The sequence below is a fragment of the Streptomyces paromomycinus genome (genome assembly GCF_003865155.1).
In the GTDB taxonomy this organism is placed as follows: domain Bacteria; phylum Actinomycetota; class Actinomycetes; order Streptomycetales; family Streptomycetaceae; genus Streptomyces; species Streptomyces chrestomyceticus.
On the sequence record NZ_BHZD01000001.1, the window covers coordinates 4,586,230 to 4,606,402 of the forward strand.

Sequence of the window (20,173 nt, forward strand, 5' to 3'; positions counted from 1 at the left end):
GGCGCACTTCTCTGATCTGGCGGGGTGTTTCTCATGACGACCGGGGCGACGCTGACGGCGTGGCTGCACAGCCTCGACGGGCCGCGCCTGGCGCGTGTGCTCGCGGTGCGCGAGGACGTGGTGGCCCCTCCGGAGCCGCGGTCGGCGGGGGAGTTGGCGGACCGTCTTCAGCGCCCGGGGTCGGTGGGGCTCGCCCTGCTGCGGCTCTCGTTGCCGTGCTTGCAGGCTGCCGAAGCGCTGGCGGCCCTGGGGGGATGCGCGACGCGGGATGCGCTGGCGAAGCTGTTGGGTGTGGAAGGCCCCGGCGCGGACCGCGCACTGGACGCGACGCTGGACGTCCTGGCGGAGCACGCGCTCGTCTGGACGGACGGGAGCACGGACGGCAGCGGGAGTGGGCGGGGGACGCTTCGCATGGCCGAGGCGTTTCGGCAGGCGTGGGACTCTCCACTGGGGCTGGACGGGCCACTGGAGGAGCTGTTGACGGGTGCCACCTCCGATGAGCTTCGCGGCATGTTGGTGGCGCTGGGCATCAGGCCGCCCGGGAGCAAGCAGCAGCGGCTGGCCTCTCTGGTGGAACACCACGGCGATCCGGTTCTGATCGCCTCGCTGGTCGCGAAGGCTCCTGCGGCAGCCCGTGAGCTGCTGGTGCGTCGCGCCCGAACGGCTTCGCCTGCCCCGCGCGAGCGGGACTTCATCATGCTCGGGGGCCCCGGAGCCGAACTTGAACCCGACGCGCGGTGGGCGCTGGACCGCGGACTCCTCATCCAGGACCGGGACCGCTACGGCACGGTTCGCATGCCCGTCGAGGTGGCGCTCGCGCTGCGCGGGCCCAACTGGAACGCCCCTTTCGATGCCGTCCCGCCCTCCGTGCAGCTGGTGCCCGTGGCCGAGACGGAGGTCGACCGGGAGGCGGAGGCAGCGGCCACGGCGTTCGCGGCCCAGGCTGCCACCGTCCTGTCGGCGTGCTCGGCGTCTCCGCCGGCCCGGCTGAAGTCCGGCGCGGTCGGCGCGCGTGAGCTGGCCCGGCTCAGCAAGGTTGCGCAGGCCGGTGACGCCGTGGTGCGGATCACCTTGGAGGCGGCGTACGCAGCGGGCCTCATCGGGTACGACGGCGACCGCGTCGCCCCCACCGAGGCGTATGACGTCTGGGCGGAGAAGGAACCTCCGGAACAGTTCACCGAGCTGAGCCGCGCGTGGTGGAGCCTGTCGCTCGCCCCTTCCGCCGCACGCGACGAGGACGGCAAGGTGCTCCCCGCGCTCGCCGGAGCGCCGCCCTGCGACGGCTGTCTGCAGGCCCGGCACGGGCTGCTCGCCGCGGCGGCACGGCTCCCGGCGGGGCAGGGGGCCCGGGCCGCCACGGATCTGGGACAGCTCGTGGCCTGGTACCGCCCGCTCGCCGACCCGGGTTCGCCGGGCGGGCCCCCGCTCGCCGACCCGGCGCCGCAGGACGAGATGCCGTTCTCGGCCGTGGTGCGAGAGGCGGAGCTGCTGGGAGTCCTCGCCCGTGGGGCGCTGTCCCGCGTCGGTGCCGCGCTGCTGGCCGGCGATACGGAAGAGCTGGCCGTCGCATGCCGGCGGCTGCTGCCCGAAGCCACCGCGACGGCCCGGCTCGGCACCGACCTCACCGCCGTCGTCACCGGCACCCCGACGGCTCGGCTCACCGCGCTCCTGGACGCCGTCGCCGACCGGGAGACCAGCGGCACGGCCTCGGTGTGGCGGTTCAGCGCCGCCAGCGTCCGCCGGGCCTTGGACGCAGGCCACACCCCGGAATCGATCACAGCCGACCTCGACGAGGTCACCGAGGTCACCGCCGGGCGCCTGCCCCAGCCCCTGGCCTATCTCATCGCCGACACCGCGCGGGGTCACGGCCGCGTACGCATCGCTCCTGCCGCCTGCGTCATCCACGGCACGGAGCCCGCTCTCCTGGCCGAACTCGCCGCCCACCGCGCGCTCTCCAAGCTCGGCCTGCGGCTGCTCGCCCCGACGGTGCTGCTCAGCCGCAGCCCGCTGTACGTGACGCTCGGCGCGCTCCGCGCCGAGGGCTACGCCCCCGTCGCCGAGACCGTCGATGGAACGGTACGCATCGAGAAGGTTCGGCCTCAGCGGGCCGCGGCTCCGGTCGCGGTCCCCGTTCCGGTCGCGGCTCCGGTTCCGGCCCCGGTTCCGGTTCCGGTTCCGGTTCCGCGCAGTTCAGACGGCGGATCGGGCCTCCGTGACAGGGCCGTCGGTGCGGCGCAGGATCCGCCCGCTGTCGGGCTACGCGCCTTGGCCGACCGGCTGCTGGCCGCCCCGGCCGACGCTCCGCTTCCCGACCCGTTCGGCAGTCACATCCCTTACGCGACCGACACCGAGGAGATCGTGGCCGGATACGCGAAGCGGTTGTCGTACAGCGACGTCCGCCAGCTCGCCCATGCCCTGAACAGCGGTACGGCCATCACGATTGACTACGTCGCCGCCTCCGGGATCCGTACCGTACGCACCCTCAGCCAACTCGACCTCGATCCGCCGTTTCTCGAAGCCTGGTGCCACTTGCGGAACGCCGAGCGCGTCTTCACTCTCTCCCGGATTCACGGCGTCATGCCCCCGTAGAGCACGGGCAGGGCGTTCGCGGCCGGGCGTCTCGGGGTGGCCGCCATGAGCGTGGGCGCTTCACAGCTGGACCAGACCGGCGTCCGTCGGTGTGAAGCCGCAGGCGTCGAAGTAGAAGCGCTTCAGGTCGTCGTCGAAGTCGACGTGCAGCCACTCGCACTGTGCGGCGCGTGCCTCCTGTACGGCCCGGGCCACGAGCCCCGTACCGATTCCGCTCCTCCGGTGCCTCCCGTCCACGACGGTGTCCAGGATGAACGCGTGGACGCCTCCGTCCCACGCCACGTTGACGAAGCCGACGAGCCGTCCGTCCTCCCGGGCGCAGACCCATCCGAGGCTGTGCCGGCGCAGCTGCGACAGCCAGTCGATCTTCAGGGGCGGATGGTCGAATCCTTCGGCGTGCAGCGCGTTGACGGCCGCGTTGTCGAAGTCGCCCCGCCATTCATAGGTGACGGTCATGGCGCGATCTTAGAAGTCGGTGCGGGAGCCGGGGCGGGAGCCGGGGCGGAGTTCGGAGTCGGCGGGAGGGCGGGGCTCGTTTCCGCTCTGGTGGGGGCGGCGGGACGGGGTAGCCGGGTGCCATGGGTGAGATCTTGGTCGGGACGTGTTCGTGGACGGATCGGGCGTTGGTTTCGAGCGGGTGGTATCCGGCGGGGCGGCGGGATCCGGAGGGGCGGTTGCGGCATTACGCCGGGCGGTTTCCGGTGGTGGAGGTCGACGCGACGTATTACGCGCTGCCGAGTGAGCGCAACAGCCGTCTGTGGGCCGAGCGGACGCCGGACGGTTTCCGGTTTGATGTGAAGGCGTTTTCGTTGCTCACCGGGCATCCGACGCGGCCGGCCGCGTTGCCCCTGGATCTGCGGTCCGCTTTCGTGCGCCGCGGGGAGAGCGCCGGCTCGGAGGACGGTGGGCTGCTGGACGAGGTGTGGCGGCGGTTCAGCGGATCGGTGGAGCCGCTGCGGGAGGCCGGACGGCTCGGTACGTTGCTGTTTCAGTTTCCGCCGCGGTTCGCGCCGGGCGCGCGGGCGGAGGCGTCTCTCCGGCGCTGCCGGGAGCGGGCCGAAGGGTGGCCGGTCGCGGTGGAGTTCCGGCATCCCGAATGGTGGCGGGACGGAAAGCGGCAGGCGTCCACGGCAGCCTTGTTGACGGAGCTGGGCATGGCGGCCGTCGCGGTGGACATGGTGCAGACGTTGCCGGTGTCGATATCTCCGGTCACTCCGGTCACGGACGGCCGGCTGGCAGTGGTGCGCTTTCACGGGCGTAACGCCGCCTGGGGAACCGGCAGCAAGGAGGAACGGTTCCGTTACACGTATACGGAGGCGGAGTTGGCGGAGTGGGTGCCGCGTCTTCGCGGGATGGCGGAGCGGGCCGACGTGGTGCACGTGCTGTTCAACAACTGCTGTGCGGACGCGGCCGTACGGGCCGCGGAGTCGATGCGGAGGTTGCTCGATTCGTCCGGGGTGTGAGGTAACGGGTGACGGGCGGGGGGGGGTGAAGTGAAGTGAAGTGAAGTGAGGTGAGGTGAGGTGAGGTGAGGTGCGGAGGGTGAAGGGTCGAGGTGGAGGGTGGAGGAGGTGAGGTTGAGGGGTGAAGTCAGGGTGGGGGCGCACGTGAGTGCCACGGTGGCTCGGGGCGGTTGGGGGTGGCACGAGGGAATTATGGGGAATGTATGAGGGAGGCGTGCTGAGGAGGACGTGAAGAGAGGGTGGGGCGAGAGGCTTCCCGGTTCACGTTCTGTGACGCCTTGGGTTCGGGGTGAGGCCGATGAGGCCCTGAATCCCTGTCACGTGTGCCGGAGTCCTCGTGTGTCGGAGCACTCGTGTGCCGGAGTATTCGAGTGCTGGAGTATTCGAGTGCCGGAGCCCTCGCACGCAGGAATCATCGTCATCACTTCCCCTCGCCCTTCCCACTACCGAGAGGCATTTCATGCTGCACGGCGTCGACATCTCCGCCCACCAGACCTCTTACAACGCGGCCGGCCTGGACTTCGTGTTCATCAAGGCGACCGAGGGCCGTTCCTATGCCAGTCCGCATCGGGCTGATCAAGCGACCAAGGCCCGGAAAGCGGGGTGTGTGGTCGGCTTCTACCACTTCCTCTGGCCCGGAAACATCGCCGCCCAGGCCAAGTACTTCGTCGAGAAATGCGGAGCAAAGGACGGCGACTTGCTCGCTGCGGACTGGGAGACGACAAGCTCCGGTTCGCACGCAAGTGGGGCGCAGAAGGACCAGTTCCTGCGCGAAGTGAAGAAATTGGCCCCGGGACATCGCGTACTGCTGTACACCAACGTGTCCTTCTGGAAGGGGCACGACACCTCTTCGTACGCCGCGGACGGGCTGTGGATCGCCGATTACGTCAGCCCCGGCAAGCCGCGGATCAAAGGGAAGTGGCTCTTCCATCAGCACACCGACCGGCCGCTGGACAAGAACGTCGCGAAGTTCGAGAACCGTGACGCGCTCAAGAAGTGGGCCGCTGCCGGGAGGGAGTGAGTGGTGAGGTGGCGGGGGGACGAGGAGGCCGTCGCCGCCGCCAAGGCCGGCGACCGGGCCCTGCGGCACCTCGCGTCCATGGCCGACGAGCGGCGGCGTGCCTGGCTGGGCCGGTACTTCGGTTCGGTCGAGAGCTGCGACGCGCGGAAGGTTCCTCAGCTGTGACCCGGGGGCAAGCGTGAAGGGCCCGAGCCCAGCCGCCTGCTTCGCCTACTCCACCGCGTCCCGCTCGTACGCCGGCCGGCCCCCTGTGTAGGTGGCCCGTACGGCCCGGTCGTCGCCGAGGACGGCGAGGGTGAAGAGAAGGTCCTCGATGGATTCGGCGCGGGCGGTGCGGTCGGCCAGGAGAGGGGTGGCGCGCGGGTCGAGCACGGTGAAGTCGGCTTCCTGGCCCGGTGTCAGGGAGCCGATCGTGTCGGCCAGGCCCAGGGCCTCCGCGCCGCCGCGGGTGGCGAGGTAGAACGCCCGTACGGCGTCGAGGGCGTGGCCGCGCAGCTTGGCGACCTGGTGGGCGTCGCGCATGGTCTGGAGCAGGGAGAAGCTGGTGCCGGCGCCGATGTCAGTGCCGAGGGCTACGGTGAGTGGGTGGTCGCTTCCCTTGGCTTCGCGGAGGGGGAAGAGACCGCTGCCGAGGAAGAGGTTCGAGGACGGGCAGTGGGCCACGGCGGTGCCGGTGCGGGCGCAGTGGTCGCGTTCGGAGGGGGTGAGGTGGATGCCGTGGGCGAGGACGGTGCGGGGGCCGAGCAGGCCGTAGTGGTCGTAGACGTCCAGATAGCCGTCGCGGTCGGGGAAGAGGGAGCGGACCCAGGGGATTTCGTCGCGGTGTTCGGAGATGTGGGTGTGCAGGAGGGTGTCGGGACAGGCCGCGCGTAGGTCGCGGGCGGCTTCGAGCTGGGCGGGGGTGCTGGTGGGGGCGAAGCGGGGAGTGACGGCGTAGAGGTTGCGGCCCTTGCCGTGCCAGCGCTGGATCAGGTCGAGGGATTCGTCGTAGGCGCGCTGGGCGGTGTCGAGCAGGCTGTCGGGGGCGTTGCGGTCCATCAGGACCTTGCCGGCGGCGATGCGCAGGTCGCGCCGGGTGGCCTCTTCGAACAGGGCGTCGGCCGAGTCGGGGTGGACGGAGGCGAAGGCCAGGGCGGTGGTGGTGCCGTTGCGCAGCAGTTCGTCGCAGAAGGCGGAGGCGATGCGGCGGGCGTGGGTGCCGTCGGCGAACCGTTCCTCGGTGTCGTAGGTGTGGGCGAGCCAGTCGGGCAGCTGGGCGCCGAAGCGGGCGACGGCCTCCAGCTGCACGTAGTGCGTGTGGGCGTCGACGAAGCCGGCGGTGATGAGGTGGCCGGGGTAGTGGACGGGTTCGGTGCCGGGCGGCAGCCGGTCGCGGAGGGCGGCGTACGGGCCTGCGGCGGTGATGCGGCCCGCCTCGCAGATCAGCAGCCCGTCGGGGTCGTGGACGAGGGCTTCCGCGGTGCCGGTGCGGAAGGGGTCGGCACGGAAGCGGACGAGGGGGCCGCGGACGGCGGAGGGAAGGGTGCGAGTGGGGGTCGGGGCCGGGGCGGAGGCTGGGGTGGGCGTGCTGGTGGTCATGGGCGGCGGGTACCCGCTTTCGGGCGGGGGTGGATCTGGCGTGCGTCAGCGGGGCGGCCGGCCCGTACAGCCGAACGGGTCGGGTATCGGCCGCGGACGACAGACGCGGGGGCGGGGACGGCAAGACTGTCACCGGGCCGGCTGCCAGGTACGGCGCCGACCGGGTGACGGCCGGGGGACGACCGGGGGACGACCGGTCGCCACCGCCGATGACAGTCGAGGAACAGGGGCCGCATGGGCGGGAGTACGGGCAGGAGTACGGGTGGGAGCACCGGTGGGCGGCAGGGCATGAGCACGGGCGGGAGTACGGGCGGGAGTACGGACGTGATCGTGGGCCGGGGCGCGGTGACGGGAGCGCGCGGGTGCCGGGGACGCGGAGCGGGTCGGCGGACCGGGTGGTACGCGCTACGGGCGGTGGTGGCGGTGCTGGTCCTGGCGGGGCTGACGGTGGGCGGGTCCGCCGTCGCGACGCCTCCGGACGGGGGCCCGCGCCCGGGGCTGCCGGACGCCGCGTACGCCGCTCTGTCGTCACACGGGATGCTGGAGCCACAGGGGGCCCTGGAGCACCAGGGGGTACCGGAGCCACAGGGGGTCCTGGAGCCACAGGTGGCCTTGGAGTCGCACGGGGCGCTGTTGTCACACTGGGCGCTTCTGGCGCACCCGGCCCGGCCCCCCTACGCCGCCCCGGCCGCGCAGACTCTCCGGGCGCCGGGCTCCGCGCACGTCCCCCGTAACGCCTCGGTGACCAGGACGGCCGTCATTCAACTGGTCAACCGGGAGCGGGCGAAGGCCGGCTGCCGTTCCGTACGGGCGCACCGTACGGTCACCAAGGCCGCTCAGCGGCACAGTGACCACATGGCCCGCGAGGACTCGCTCTCGCACCGGGAGCGCGGTGGCTCGGGGCCCGGCAGCCGGCTCTCGGCCGTCGGGTACGACTGGCGCCGTGCGGGCGAGAACATCGCGCGCGGTCAGCGTGATGCCGCGGAGGTGGTGCGGGCGTGGGCGCACAGTCCGGAGCACCGGGTGGTGCTGGCCGACTGCGCGTTCCGGCACGCGGGGGTGGGGATCAACAGCGGTACGGACGACCGCGGCCCGTGGTGGACGCTGCTGCTGGCCCGCCCTGCGTGAAGGCCCCGGCACGCGGCACCCGCTACCCGGCGCGCGCAACCCGCAACCCGGCACCCGCTGCCTGACATCCGCAACCCGCAACCCGCTACCCGGCACCTGGCACCTGGCACCTGGCACCTGGCACCTGGCACCTGGCGAAACAATGGGCTCCGGAGCTGTACCGCGACAGCACCCGGCTCACCGTGCCGACGGCACAGCACCCCCGTCCGCCCCTCGCGGAGCAGCACCTGCCCGTACTCCCACGGCCCGTTCGGCCAGTTCTCCGAAGAGCAGGCCGAAGACGGTCCACAGGGTGAGCTGCACGCCGAGTGCGGAGAGGCGGAACTTCCAGAGCAGCAGGGCCGGGAAGTCGGCGGGCAGTTCGTTGACGGCCGGGAGGAACGCGTAGGCGAGGCCGACGGCCGCGGTGAAGGCGGCCAAGGCGGCGACCGTCGCGTACCAGGTGCCCAGGCGGGGTGCGAGCCGCTTGCCGAGGAGGGCGGCGGCGACGGCCAGCAGCACACTGAGGGCGATCATCAGGAAGTACAGCGCGGTACGGGTGCCGATGGAGTCGGGGTCGCCGACGGACGGCGGGTTGGCCGGGTACTTCAGGAACGGTACGAGGTAGACCGCGCCGAATGCGGCGCCGGCGAGCAGCAGGGCGGTGGCGCGGGGGCCGAAGCGGCCGGCGCGCCCGAGGGCGAAGCAGTAGGCCAGGGCGGCGATCCCGCCCAGTGCGACGCCGTAGACCAGGACGCCGGTGGCCAGGCCCGCGGTGGACTGCACCGCGCGGCTGACGACCTCGGCCTCGTGTTCGTGGGCGTGCGCGTCCTCGAAGGCGATGGCGGCGTCGACCTGCGGTTCGCCGAGCAGGTAGGCGACGAGCAGGGCGAGCAGGCCGGCGGCGAGGCCGGCCAGCATGCCGCGCACCAGGAGGGATCTGACGGTGGCGGAGTTCATGTGCGGGCTCCCCGGTCAGTGGCAGGGGAAGCCGAGCAGGTGGCGTCCGTCGTGGACCCACTCGTGCACGCCGGTGCCGGAGAGCAGCGCGGTGGCGCCCTGTTCGGCGCCGACGAAGTAGAGCAGGACGAGCATGAGGATGCCGCCGAGGACCGCCCACGGCAGGACCGTCCGGACGGGAAGGGGAGCGGGCGCGGCGTGGCCGGTGGCCGGCGGTGCGACGGAGTGGGCCATGTCGGGAACCTCCTGGGGAACTCGCGTCCCGGTCGGGGAGTCGTGACGACAGGACGGGTCTGGCTCGCCCGTCGGCCCCGTACGGGACCGGTGCGGGTTCACAGTGGCGCGACCGCGCCGGAATTCCACCGGCTTCCGTCATGTCATCGTCAATAGCATCGGGAACGTACCGCGTGGCGGCGGCCGGGCCAAGGCCCCGCGGACGGCGCCGGGGGCGCACGGCGGCGGGCGTACGCCGGGCTGTTCCCCTGGTGCGCCCGCAGTTTTCCGCGTCGCAAGAGGTGCACATGACAACCCGGGTGATGTTGGTCTCACCGTCCTTCGACGACGCCCTGGGCGCGGTGCGCTTCCCGGCCGACGAATCCCTGACACCGGACGGCCTGCGCCGGGCCCGCGCCGCCCGCCCCGCTGCCGCCGCGCTGCCCGCCGACCAGGCTCTGGCCTCCCCTTCCGCGCGCTGCCAGGAGACGGCCGAGGCGCTCGGCCTGAGCGCGGAACCGGCTCCGGGGGCGGCGGGCCGCGCGATGGGCCGCTGGCGGGGGCTGGCCCTGGAGGATGTGCTGGCCACCGAGCCCGCGGCAGTCTCGGCCTGGCTGTCCGACGCGGACAGCGCGCCGCACGGCGGCGAGACGCTGGCGCAGTTCCTCGGCCGGGTGGCGGACTGGCTGGCGGGCCTCGCGGCGGAGGGCGGCCGGATCGTGGCCGTAGTGGAACCGGACGTCGTACGTGCGTGCGTGGTGTGCGCGCTGGGGGCCCCGCCTTCGTCCTTCTGGCGGGTGGACGTACCGCCGCTGACCGTGACGGCGCTGAGCGGGCGGGACGGCCGGTGGAACGCCCGGGTGGCGGGGGAACTCGGCGGGCCGGCGGCTCCTGGGACGCCGTGACCGTCTGCGCGGACGGGGTCCTGTGGCGCTTCCCGGGCGGCACCCGAGCGGCCTCGGACCCCCGCCTGAAGCGGCCTCGGACCCCGCCTGAAGCCGCCTCGGTGTGGGTGGTCCGGAGCGGCCTCGGCGCGGTCCGGAGCGGCCTCGGCTCCCGCCCGGAGCGGCCTCGGCCCCCAACCGGGTCGCGCGGTGCCCCCCGACCGGACCGCCAGCAGCCCCGCTCGGTCCGCCCGCAACCCCGTCCGGTCCGTCCGCAGCCCCGCCCAGACCGCCCGCACCCCCGCCGGACCGCCCGCACCCCCGCCGGACCGCCCGCAACCCCACGCGGTCCGCCCGCAACCCCAACCGGACCGCCCACAACCCCACGCGGTCCGCCCGCAACCCCAACCGGACCGCCCGCAACCCCACGCGGTCCGCCCGCAACCCCAACCGGACCGCCCGCAGTCCCGCCCGGACCGCCCGCGGCCCCCACCCCGGCCTGTGCGGGCCGCCGTATCCTGGTCGGAGACGGGTTGTTGCACATCGCTTGCAACAAGGCGGCTCACGTGCGGCAAGGCGCCTCACGTGCGGCAAGGCGGCGACGAGGCCGGGTACGGAACGGGTACGAAGGAGCGGTGCGGTGGCATCTCCAGGCTCTCCAGTGGTGCTGGGGATCGAGTCCTCCTGCGACGAGACCGGGGCCGGCCTGGTCCGCGACGGGAAGCTGCTCGGGCACGCGGTGGCGTCCAGCATGGACGAGCACGCGCGCTACGGCGGTGTCGTGCCGGAGATCGCGGCCCGCGCGCACGTGCACTCCCTCACCCCCGTCGTGCACCGCGCTCTCGACGAGGCGGGCCTGGCCATGGCCGACATCGGCGCGGTGGCCGTGACCACCGGTCCCGGCCTGTCGGGCGCCCTCCAGGTCGGCCTGGCCGGCGCCAAGGGCCTGGCGTACGGGCTGGGAGTGCCGCTGTACGGGGTGCACCACCTCGCCGGGCACGTCGCCGCCGACACCCTGGAGCACGGCCCGCTGCCGAATCCCTGCATGGTGCTGATCGTCTCCGGCGGGCACACCTCCCTCCTCCTCGTACGGGACCTGGCGCGCGACCCGATCGTGCACCTCGGCGACACCCTCGACGACGCCGCCGGGGAGTGCTTCGACAAGGTCGCGCGGGTCTTCGGCCTGCCGTACCCGGGCGGCCCCGCGATCGACCGCGCCGCGCGCGAGGGCGACCCGAAGGCCGTCGCGTTCCCGCGGCCGCTGACCGGGCCGCGGGACGATCCGTACGGCTTCTCCTTCTCGGGCCTCAAGACGGCCGCAGCGCGCTGGGCCGAACGGCACACCGACGGCGAACTGCCCGTCGCGGACGGCGCGGCCTCCCTCCAGGAGGCGGTCGCCGATGTCCTGACCCGCAAGGCCGTCGCGGCCTGCAAGGAGCACGGCGTGGGCACCCTGGTGGTGGTGGGCGGCGTCGCCGCCAACTCGCGCGTCCGGTCCCTCGCCGAGGAGCGCTGCCAGAAGGCGGGCATCACGCTGCGCGTACCGCCCCTGCGGCTGTGCACGGACAACGGCGCGATGATCGCCGCTGTCGGCGACCTGCTCGTAAGGGCGGGCGCCGCACCGGCTCCGCTGGACCTCTCGATCGACCCGTCGGCGCCGCTGGAGTACGCGGCCCTGCACCCCGTCGCCAGGGCGGCGCGGGCCGCGGCGGCGACCGCAGCCTGACGGCCCGCCGGCCGACCGCCCCGCCCCTTCCGCCACCGACCGCCCCGGAGCCCCCTTTGCGTACCGCCGAGATCCGCGCCCGCTTCCTCGACTTCTTCGCCGAGCGCGGCCACACCGTCGTCCCCAGCGCGCCGCTGCCGACGCCGGACCCGACCCTGCTGTTCGTCAACGCGGGCATGGTGCCCTTCAAGCCGTACCTGACCGGTGAGGTCGCGGCGCCCTGGCCGCGGGCGACCAGCGTGCAGAAATGCGTGCGGACCCTGGACATCGAAGAGGTCGGCAAGACCACCCGGCACGGCTCGTTCTTCCAGATGAACGGCAACTTCTCGCTCGGCGACTACTTCAAGGAAGACGCCATCCGGTTCGCCTGGGAGCTGTCCACCAAGTCCGTCGCCGACGGCGGGTACGGCCTGGACCCCGAGAAGATCTGGGTCACCGTGCACCACTCCGACGACGAGGCGCGCACCCTCTGGCGGGAGATCTCCGGGCTTCCGGAGGAGCGCATCGTCTCGCGTGGCGACGAGGACAACTTCTGGTCGATGGGCGTGCCGGGACCGTGCGGGCCCTGCTCGGAGCTGTACTACGACCGGGGGCCCAAGTTCGGCCGGGCGGGCGGCCCGGAGGTCGACGAGGACCGGTACATGGAGTTCTGGAACCTCGTCTTCATGCAGTACGAGCGCGGCGAGGGCACCGGCAAGTCCGGCTACCCGATCCTCGGCGAACTCCCCCGCCAGAACATCGACACCGGCATGGGCCTGGAGCGGATGGCCACCCTCCTCCAGGGCGTCGACAACCTGTACGAGATCGACGAGACCCGCCCCATCCTGGACCGCGCCGCCGCCCTCGCCGGGGTCCGCTACGGCGACGACGAGCAGCACGACGTACGGCTGCGCGTGGTCGCCGACCACGTCCGGACGGCCCTGATGCTGCTCGCCGACGGCACCACCCCCGGCAACGAGGGCCGCGGTTACGTGCTGCGCCGCATCCTGCGCCGCGCCGTCCGCTCGATGCGCCAGCTCGGCTACGAGGACCGGGCCCTGCCCGAACTCCTGCCGGTCGCCCGCGACTGCATGGCGCCCAGCTACCCGGAGGTCGCCGAGGCCTACGAGCGGATCGCCGGCCAGGCGGCCGGCGAGGAGGACGCCTTCCGCGCGACGCTGCGCCAGGGCACCGCCGTCCTGGACACCGCCGTCACCAAGGTCAAGGCCGAGGGCGGCCGTTCACTCCCGGGCAAGCAGGCCTTCCTCCTCCACGACACCTACGGCTTCCCCATCGACCTCACCCTGGAGATGGCCGCCGAGCAGGGCGTCGAGGTGGACCGCGAGGGCTTCGCCGCCCTCATGCGCGAGCAGCGCGAACGGGCCCGCGCCGACGCCCGCGCCCGCAAGTCCGGCGGCGCGGTCGACACCTCCGCGCTGCGCACGGTCCTGGACGAGCACGGGCCCACCGACTGGCGCGCCTGGGACACCCTGGAGACCGACTCCAAGGTGCTGGCCCTGCTCGGCGCCCAGGGCCCGGTGCCGGTGGCCCGCGAGGGCGAGATCGTCACGGTCGTCCTCGACCGCACCCCGTTCTACGCCGAGTCCGGCGGCCAGGACAGCGACGCAGGCCGGCTGTCCGGCACCTCCGTCGAGGCCGAGGTGCTGGACGTGCAGCGGCCGGTGCCCGGCCTGGTCGCCCACCAGGTCCGGATCACCGCCGGCGAACTCGCCCCGGGCGACGCGCTGCACGCGGCCGTCGACCCCGAGTGGCGGCTCGGCGCCCGCCAGGCCCACTCCGGTACGCACGTCCTGCACGCCGCGCTGCGCGAGATCCTCGGCCCGACGGCCCTCCAGTCCGGCTCCTACAACCGCCCCGGCTACCTGCGCCTGGACTTCCCGTGGCGCGGCGGCCTCTCCGCCACCACCCGCAGCGAGGTCGAGGAGGCCGCCAACCGGGCGCTCCGCCGCGACCTGCCGGTGGGCGTGAAGTGGATGACCCTGCCGGAGGCCAAGGAGCTGGGCGCGCTCGCGCTCTTCGACGAGACCTACGGCGAGAAGGTACGGGTCGTCGAGATCGGCGGCGCCTGGTCGCGCGAGCTGTGCGGCGGTACGCACGTCTCGCACGCCTCGCAGGTCGGGGTCGTCGCCCTGACCGCGGAATCGTCCGTCGGCGCCGGCATGCGCCGCCTGGAGGCGTCCGTCGGCATCGAGGGCTTCGGCTACCTCGCCCGCGAACGCGACCTGGTCGGCCAGATCGCCGAGCAGATCCAGGCGCCGCGCGCCGAACTGTCGGACCGGGTGGCCGGACTGCTGGAGCGCCTGAAGGCTAGCGACCGGGAGAACCAGCGGCTGCGGCAGCAGGCCACCGTGGCGCGCGCGGCCGAGCTGGCCGGCTCCGCCGTACAGGCCGCCGGTTTCCTGGTGGTCACCGCCACCGCGGACGGCGGCGCCGACGAGGCCCGCGCGCTGGCCATGGCCGTACGGGACCGGATGCCGGCGGGGCAGCCCGCCGCCGTGGCCGTCGGTTCGGCCACGGACGGGAAGGCTGCGCTGGTGGTCGCCCTGAACAAGGCCGGTCGCGCGGCGGGCAGCTCCGCCTCCGATCTGGTCAAGCGGCTGCTGAACGGGCGGGGCGGCGGCTCCCCCGAACTCGCCCAGGGTGGCGGCCTGGCAGCCGACCAGCTGCCGCAGACGCTGGGTGCGTTGGCGGGGCTGCTCGGGGAGCAGGAGTAGCAGTCAAGAGCAGGAGTCAGGAGCAGGAGTCAGGAGTAGGCGAGAGGTGATGCGGCGGGTGGCTCCTGGGTGGGGGCCGCCCGCCGCTGCTTTTTGGGGCGCGCCGGTCAGCCCATCTCCGTCAGCGGCCCGTAGGCGTCCGGGCGGCGGGTGGCGAGGAACGGGAACAGCTCCAGCCAGTCGCGGCGGGCGTCCAGGTCGAGGTCGGCCACCAGGACGGCGGGTTCGTCGCGGGGCGCCTGGGCCAGGACGCGGCCGTACGGATCGACGATGAAAGAACTGCCGTAGAACGTCAGCGGGCCCTCGGTGCCGATACGGTTCGGCACGATCATGAAGGTGGCGTTGGCGACGGCGTTGCCGGTGATCACCTTCTGCCACAGCGGCTGGGTGTCGAAGCCGGGGTGGCCCGGCTCGGAGCCGATGGCCGTCGGGTAGACCAGCACGTCGGCGCCGGCCAGCGAGTAGGCGCGGGCCAGCTCGGGGAACCACTGGTCCCAGCAGGTGGGCAGGCCGAGTACGGCGTTCTCCACGGCGTAGGTCGGAAAGGCGTCGGGACCCGCCGGGCCCGGGCGGAACCAGTGGTGCTCGTAGTAGCCCTCGGTGACGGGAATGTGGGTCTTGCGCGTACGGGCCACAAGGGTGCCGTCCGGGGCGACCAGGACGGCGGTGTTGTAACCGAGGCCGTCGGGCGTCACCGTGCCGTCCGGGCCCGGTTCGGGGTCGGCCCGCTCGTACAGCGAGGCGTGCACGTAGACGCCGTGCGCACGGGCGGCCTCGGCGGCGAAGGTGACCGTGGGCCCCGTGCGCAGGTCCTCCGGCTCGGCGGGCTCGGGATGGTCGGCCTTGCGGACCACCGCGAAGTACGGCGAGAGCGTCAGTTCCTGGAGGCAGACGACGCGCGCGCCTTCCGCCGCGGCCAGCCGGATGCCCTCGTCCAGGGCGGCGCGGTGCTCGCCGGGGTCGCGGTGCCAGCGCTCCTGGACGAGCGCGACGCGCAGCGGGGCACGGTCGGCCGACCGGGTACGGGCCGGCGAGGCGGGCGGAGTGAGGGCTGTGATCACACGCATGGGGGCTCCTGGGGCGCGGGAGGTCACGGGGGCGTAGGTGGGTGGGGGGACGGATGCGAGGCGGATGCGGATGCGGGTGGGGGTCAGAGGCGGGACGGATGCGGGGACGGGTGTGGGACGGATGTGGGACGGATGTAGCGGGCCGCGGAGGCTGGTGTTGGCGCCTGTCGGAACGTTCCGGCAGAGAGCAATGTACGAGTGCCGGAACGTTCCGGCAAGGGGCTGGCCGACGTACGGGGCGGGCCGTGGGGCGACAGGACGGGGCAGGCGCGTCGTAACGGTGGCGGTTCGTTGATACGGGAGCGAAGCGTCGTAACGGAGGCGGTTCGTTGATACGGGGGCGAAGCGTCGTTACGGAGGCGGTTCGTTGATACGGAGGCGAAGCGCGACACGGTGGCGGTTCGTTGATACGGAGGCGGAGCGTCGTCACGGTGGCGGCTCGCTGCTACGGGTGCGTCGCGTCGCTACGGCCCCGGCTCGTCGATACGGCCTAGGCTCGTCGATACGACCCTCGCTCGTCGCTACGCGGACGCCACGTCGATACGTCCGCAGTTCGTCGATACGGGCGCGTCGCGTCGTCACGGTAGTGGCACGTCGATACAGGGCCGGTACGCCGCTACGGGGCCGACCCGTCGCTACGACAACGACGCGTCGCTACGTCACCGACCCATCGCTACGGCATCGATCCGTCGCTACGCCACCGACCCGTCGTTGCGGCATCGATCCGTCGCTACGCCATCGACTCATCGCGACGGCCGCACCCCGTCGCTACGGGCCCCGGCCGCCCGTCCCCATACGTCTAGACTTGCGCCCCGTGACCAGCCGCCGCACCGTGACCCTGCTCGATGTGGCGCGGGCCGCCGGGGTCTCCAAGAGCACCGTTTCCGACGCGCTTCAGGGGTCCGGCCGGGTGGCCGAGGAGACCCGCCGCCGGGTCAGGGACACCGCCGACCGCCTGGGCTACCGGCCCAACAGCGCCGCGCAGCGGCTGCGCCGGGCCAGCACCGGGGCGATCGGCCTGCACCTGCCCCGCACCGCGACCCGGCTGGACTACTACATGACCCTCGCCTTCGGGGCGGTGACCCGCGCCCAGGAGGACGGCCTGGACGTGGTGCTGCTGGCCCCGGGCGGCGAGGCGGCAGGGCGGCTCGCCTCCCGGGTGGACGGCCTGCTCGTGATCGACCCGGAGGCCACCGACACCGACGTGCCCGGATTGCTCGACGCGGGCGTACCCGTCGTCACGGGTGAGCGGTACCTCGGTACGGGCGCCGCCCCCGCCGGTGCCGTGGTCTGCGACAACGCCGCCTCACTGACCGCGCTGCTGAACCATGTGCGCGCGTCAGGCGCCCGCCGCCCGGCGCTGCTCGCGCCCGCCGGCACCTCCGCGTGGGCCACCGCGCTGCGCGACACGGCGGACGCCTGGAGCCGTACGCACGGACTTCCCGTCACCGCACGGACCGTGCCGTTCGCCGCCACCCCCGACGAGGCCGCGCAGGCCACCGTGGACCTGCTCGCGGCCACTCCCGCCGTCGACGCGGTGGTCTGCGCGCCCGACGGAGCCGCCGCCGGAGTCCTGCGCGCCGCCTCCGGACTCGGCCGTACCCCCGGGCGGGACCTGCTCGTCGCCTCCTGCGTGGACGGCCCGGCCCTGCGCGCCTGCGCACCGCCCGTAACGGCGATCGATCTGCGCCCGGACGCGTACGGGCGGGCCTGTGCCGCCCTGCTCTGCGACATCCTGGCCGGCCGCGCCGGGCCGCGGACCGTACGCCATCACGACTGGTCCCTGCGGGTACGGGCGTCCAGTCACTCGGGGGCGGCGGCGGAAGGGACAGCGGAAGGGACAGCGGAAGAGGCAGCGGAAGGGCCGGGCGGCACGTCCGCCTCGCACGCCACCTGACCCACCACCGCACCATCACACCCCCCGCCACCACACCACCCCCGCCACCACACCCCCCACCACACGACATCCCGACCGGTCCGGACCGGTCGGACCTGGGCACATTACGGATACGCCGCGATCGCCTTCCGCCAGCACCCGGCGGTTCGCGACCCCGTCGCGGCACCCCGGCGCCTGCCGCGACGTCGCCGCTACCTTGGGCCTCCTCGCTTGGACGGTGATGCACATGGCGTTCGGCTCCGCCCGGCCACCCGGAGGGAGGCTGCCCGCCGACGTCACGGGCTTCGTCGGACGGGAGGCCGAACTATCCACCGCGAACGCCCTGTTGGAGCGGTCCCGGCTGGTGACCGTGCTGGGCCCCGGCGGAGTGGGCAAGACCCGGCTGGCGCTGCGGGCCGCCGCGCAGGCGGCCGGGAACTACGCGCACGGCGCCCGCTGCGTCGAACTGTCGGACCTCCGTGTCCCCCGCCTGCTGCCGCAGACCGTCGCGGACGCACTCGGCGTGGCCGTGCAGGCCTGCCGCCCGCCCCTGGACGCGCTGACCGCGTACCTGTCCGAGTGCGAACTGCTGCTGGTCCTGGACACCTGCGAACACCTCCTCGACGCCTGCGCCGCACTGACCGGCCCGCTGCTGGCGCGGTCCCCCGGCCTGACGGTCCTGGCCACCAGCCGTCAAGCCCTCGACGTACCCGGCGAGCACGTCCTGCCCGTATCGCCCCTGCCCCTCCCGGCGCCCGGCGCCACGGGGGACGGCGACGCGCTGACGCTGCTCGTCCAGCGGGCGGCCGCCGTCGCGCCCGGCTTCACCCTGACCGACGCCAACCGCGCGCAGGCCGCCGCGCTCTGCCGCCGCCTGGACGGCCTGCCCCTGGCCATCGAGCTGGCCGCCGTACGCCTGCGGGCCCTGCCGCTCGACCGGCTCCTGGCGCAGGCCGGTGACACGTTCGCGCTGCTCGGGCCCGGCCGGTCGACGAGTCCGGCGCGGCACCGGACGCTGCGGGCGGCCGTGGACTGGAGCCACGAGCTGTGCACACCCGCCGAACGACTGCTGTGGGCACGGCTGTCCGTCTTCGCCGGCCCCTTCGGCCTGACCGCCGCCGACGCGGTGGCCACGGACGCGGAACTGCCAGCGCCCGCCTTCCTGACGGCCTTGGTCGGGCTCACCGAGAAGTCGGTCGTGCAGCGTCTGGACGAGCGGCGCGGCTGCTACCGGCTGCCCGCCCTCCTGCGCGAATACGGGGCCGAGCGGCTCCGGGAGCGGGGGCGGGAAGGAGGCGAGGCGTGCAGGGGCCGGTTCGTCGCGCACTACCGTGCCCAACTGGTCGCTTTCAGAGCCGATTTCGCCACTTCCGCGCAGCTCGCCCGCTACCGCGCGCTGGCAGCCGAACGCCAGAACCTGGACGCCGCCCTCGAATACGCCGCCGCCGACGGCGGGTTGCAGGGACTGACCGCCGTCATGTGGGCCTACTGGCTCTGCGCCGGACTGCCCGTCGAAGCCACCACCTGGATGGCCAGAGCCCTGCGGGAGCGGCAGGAGCCGTCGCAGGACCGGGTGATGACGCTCGCCTGGTGCTCGATGTTCACCGGCAACCAGGGCGACCGGGCCGGCGCGTCGTCCCTCGCCGACGAAGCGGTCGCCACGGCGGACCGCCTGCGGGACACCCGCGCCTCCGCATGGGCCGCGCTCGCCGCCTCCGCGGCCCGCTTCCACGACGGCGGACCGTCCCACGGGCCCGCACTTGTCCGGGCGGCCGGGACGCTGATGCACCGGGCAGGAGACCGTACGGGCCGCCGGATCGCCGCCCTCCACCTGAGCTTCGCGCACCTCCTCGCCGGACAGCCCGCGGCGACACTCGACACCGCGCGCACGACCCTGGAACTGCTCGGCGAGAACGGTGCGGAGCAAGGCGACCAGGACGGCCAGGATGTCCAGGACGGTCAGGACGACCAGGACGACCAGGACGGTCAGGACGGTCAGGACGACCAGAGCGGTCAGACCGGCAACAGCGACCTGAGCGACCAGAACGGCCAGAGGGGCCAGAGCGGCCACAGCGGCCACAGCGGCCAGGACAGTACCGAGTGCTACATCTACGGCTCCCAGCTGTCCACGTGCGGCCTCGCGCACCTGATGCTCGGCGCACCCGCCGAGGCGGCGGACGCGCTGCGCCGCGCCGTACTCCTCAAGGGCTGCCTGGAGGACGTACTGGGCGTCGCCTCCGCGACGGAACTGCTCGCCTGGCTCGCGGCCGACGAAGGCCGGGCCCGGCGGGCGGCCCGGCTGTTCGGGGCCACCGCCGCGCTGTGGCGGCGGGTCGGGCCGCATCCGATGGTCGGGAACGCGCAGTTGCAGGCCCTGCACGACGAGTACGAGCGGCAGGCCCGTACCGCCCTGGGCGCCCGGCGGTTCGCCGCGCTGGCCGCGGAAGGCGCGTCGCTGACCCTCGACCAGGCCGTCCGGTACGCCGCCGAGGACGGTCGGCCCGCGTCCGGCACGGGCCGCCGCGCCCTCACGGCCCGCGCCGCTCCCGCGTCCGCCGCCCTGACCCGGCGCGAACGCGAGGTCGCGGAGCTGGTGGCGGCCGGCCTGTCCAACCGCCGGATCGCCGAACGCCTCGTCATCTCCAAACGCACCGTCGACGCCCACATCGAACACATCCTCGGCAAACTCGGCTACTCGTCACGGACCCAAATCAGCGCGCTGTTACGGGAAGAGGGGGCGTCGGAGGCGGGCGGCGAGGGCTGACAGGTGCGAAGGGGCGGGCGATGAGGGCTGACAGGTGCGAAGGGGCGCGCGAGGAGCGTGACGGGCGCGGAGCAAGAGGCCGGGAGCGCTGACCGGCGCGGAACGTCGGGCGCGCGCCGCACCTAGGTATACCGATTCCGTGCACCTACCGATGTCCGGACGGTTCCGGTCGTTCCAGGCTTGCGGTCCCTCGCGTACAGCCGTACGCCAG

15 protein-coding genes and 1 riboswitch are annotated in these 20,173 nt (G+C 73.4%); of the genes, 10 read left to right on the forward strand and 5 right to left on the reverse strand.

Going from position 1 to position 20,173, the window contains the following annotated elements:
- The first annotated feature begins 33 nt into the window (after positions 1–33).
- The gene (locus OEIGOIKO_RS19230; protein ID WP_125055098.1) at positions 34–2,589 is read left to right on the forward strand and encodes a helicase-associated domain-containing protein; all 2,556 of its coding nucleotides are present in this window, start codon (positions 34–36) and stop codon (positions 2,587–2,589) included.
- A 60-nt stretch (positions 2,590–2,649) separates the two neighbouring features.
- On the opposite strand, the gene OEIGOIKO_RS19235 is transcribed toward OEIGOIKO_RS19230, so the two are convergent.
- Positions 2,650–3,045: a GNAT family N-acetyltransferase gene (locus OEIGOIKO_RS19235; RefSeq protein WP_125055099.1), complete on the reverse strand. Its 396-nt coding sequence runs from the start codon at positions 3,043–3,045 to the stop codon at positions 2,650–2,652.
- 122 nt (positions 3,046–3,167) lie between these two features.
- Here OEIGOIKO_RS19235 and OEIGOIKO_RS19240 point away from each other — a divergent pair, with 122 nt between their 5' ends.
- The 3 genes from OEIGOIKO_RS19240 to OEIGOIKO_RS41660 all read left to right on the forward strand — a co-directional run bounded on the left by OEIGOIKO_RS19240 (position 3,168) and on the right by OEIGOIKO_RS41660 (position 5,238).
- On the forward strand, positions 3,168–4,052 hold the full coding sequence (locus OEIGOIKO_RS19240) for a DUF72 domain-containing protein (protein WP_125055100.1): 885 nt from the start codon (positions 3,168–3,170) through the stop codon (positions 4,050–4,052).
- Positions 4,053–4,512: 460 nt separating this feature from the next.
- On the forward strand, positions 4,513–5,073 hold the full coding sequence (locus OEIGOIKO_RS19245; protein WP_125055101.1) for a glycoside hydrolase family 25 protein: 561 nt from the start codon (positions 4,513–4,515) through the stop codon (positions 5,071–5,073).
- A 3-nt stretch (positions 5,074–5,076) separates the two neighbouring features.
- Positions 5,077–5,238: a hypothetical protein gene (locus OEIGOIKO_RS41660; RefSeq protein ID WP_170251759.1), complete on the forward strand. Its 162-nt coding sequence runs from the start codon at positions 5,077–5,079 to the stop codon at positions 5,236–5,238.
- A gap of 45 nt (positions 5,239–5,283) precedes the next feature.
- Here the strand turns inward: OEIGOIKO_RS41660 and guaD are convergent, their stop codons facing one another.
- Complete coding sequence (gene guaD, locus OEIGOIKO_RS19250) at positions 5,284–6,651, reverse strand: guanine deaminase (protein WP_125055102.1); 1,368 nt, start codon at positions 6,649–6,651, stop codon at positions 5,284–5,286.
- A gap of 414 nt (positions 6,652–7,065) precedes the next feature.
- On the opposite strand from guaD, the gene OEIGOIKO_RS19255 reads away from it, so the two are divergent.
- A complete protein-coding gene (locus OEIGOIKO_RS19255; RefSeq protein ID WP_125055103.1) occupies positions 7,066–7,779 on the forward strand; it encodes a CAP domain-containing protein in 714 nt (237 codons plus the stop codon).
- A 177-nt stretch (positions 7,780–7,956) separates the two neighbouring features.
- Here OEIGOIKO_RS19255 and OEIGOIKO_RS19260 read toward each other — a convergent pair whose 3' ends face one another.
- Positions 7,957–8,718 (reverse strand): CbtA family protein, encoded by a 762-nt coding sequence (locus OEIGOIKO_RS19260; protein ID WP_125055104.1) that lies wholly within the window; start codon positions 8,716–8,718, stop codon positions 7,957–7,959.
- Between the two features lie 15 nt (positions 8,719–8,733).
- Positions 8,734–8,952, reverse strand: coding sequence for a CbtB domain-containing protein (locus OEIGOIKO_RS19265; protein WP_125055105.1), 219 nt, complete (start codon positions 8,950–8,952; stop codon positions 8,734–8,736).
- 53 nt (positions 8,953–9,005) lie between these two features.
- Positions 9,006–9,091, reverse strand: a riboswitch (cobalamin riboswitch).
- 163 nt (positions 9,092–9,254) lie between these two features.
- Between OEIGOIKO_RS19265 and OEIGOIKO_RS19270 the strand changes: the two genes are divergently transcribed.
- The 3 genes from OEIGOIKO_RS19270 (at position 9,255) to alaS (ending at position 14,255) form a co-directional block, all read left to right on the forward strand.
- A complete protein-coding gene (locus tag OEIGOIKO_RS19270; protein WP_246177420.1) occupies positions 9,255–9,836 on the forward strand; it encodes a histidine phosphatase family protein in 582 nt (193 codons plus the stop codon).
- A gap of 640 nt (positions 9,837–10,476) precedes the next feature.
- The gene (gene tsaD, locus OEIGOIKO_RS19275) at positions 10,477–11,541 is read left to right on the forward strand and encodes a tRNA (adenosine(37)-N6)-threonylcarbamoyltransferase complex transferase subunit TsaD (protein WP_125058790.1); all 1,065 of its coding nucleotides are present in this window, start codon (positions 10,477–10,479) and stop codon (positions 11,539–11,541) included.
- A 56-nt stretch (positions 11,542–11,597) separates the two neighbouring features.
- A complete protein-coding gene (gene alaS, locus OEIGOIKO_RS19280; protein WP_125055107.1) occupies positions 11,598–14,255 on the forward strand; it encodes an alanine--tRNA ligase in 2,658 nt (885 codons plus the stop codon).
- A gap of 107 nt (positions 14,256–14,362) precedes the next feature.
- Here alaS and OEIGOIKO_RS19285 read toward each other — a convergent pair whose 3' ends face one another.
- A complete protein-coding gene (locus OEIGOIKO_RS19285; protein ID WP_125055108.1) occupies positions 14,363–15,322 on the reverse strand; it encodes a carbon-nitrogen hydrolase in 960 nt (319 codons plus the stop codon).
- A gap of 814 nt (positions 15,323–16,136) precedes the next feature.
- Between OEIGOIKO_RS19285 and OEIGOIKO_RS19290 the strand changes: the two genes are divergently transcribed.
- Both OEIGOIKO_RS19290 and OEIGOIKO_RS19295 read left to right on the forward strand, forming a co-directional pair.
- A complete protein-coding gene (locus OEIGOIKO_RS19290; RefSeq protein WP_125055109.1) occupies positions 16,137–17,219 on the forward strand; it encodes a LacI family DNA-binding transcriptional regulator in 1,083 nt (360 codons plus the stop codon).
- A gap of 226 nt (positions 17,220–17,445) precedes the next feature.
- Positions 17,446–19,962 (forward strand): LuxR C-terminal-related transcriptional regulator, encoded by a 2,517-nt coding sequence (locus OEIGOIKO_RS19295; RefSeq protein ID WP_125055110.1) that lies wholly within the window; start codon positions 17,446–17,448, stop codon positions 19,960–19,962.
- The last annotated feature ends 211 nt before the right edge of the window (positions 19,963–20,173 follow it).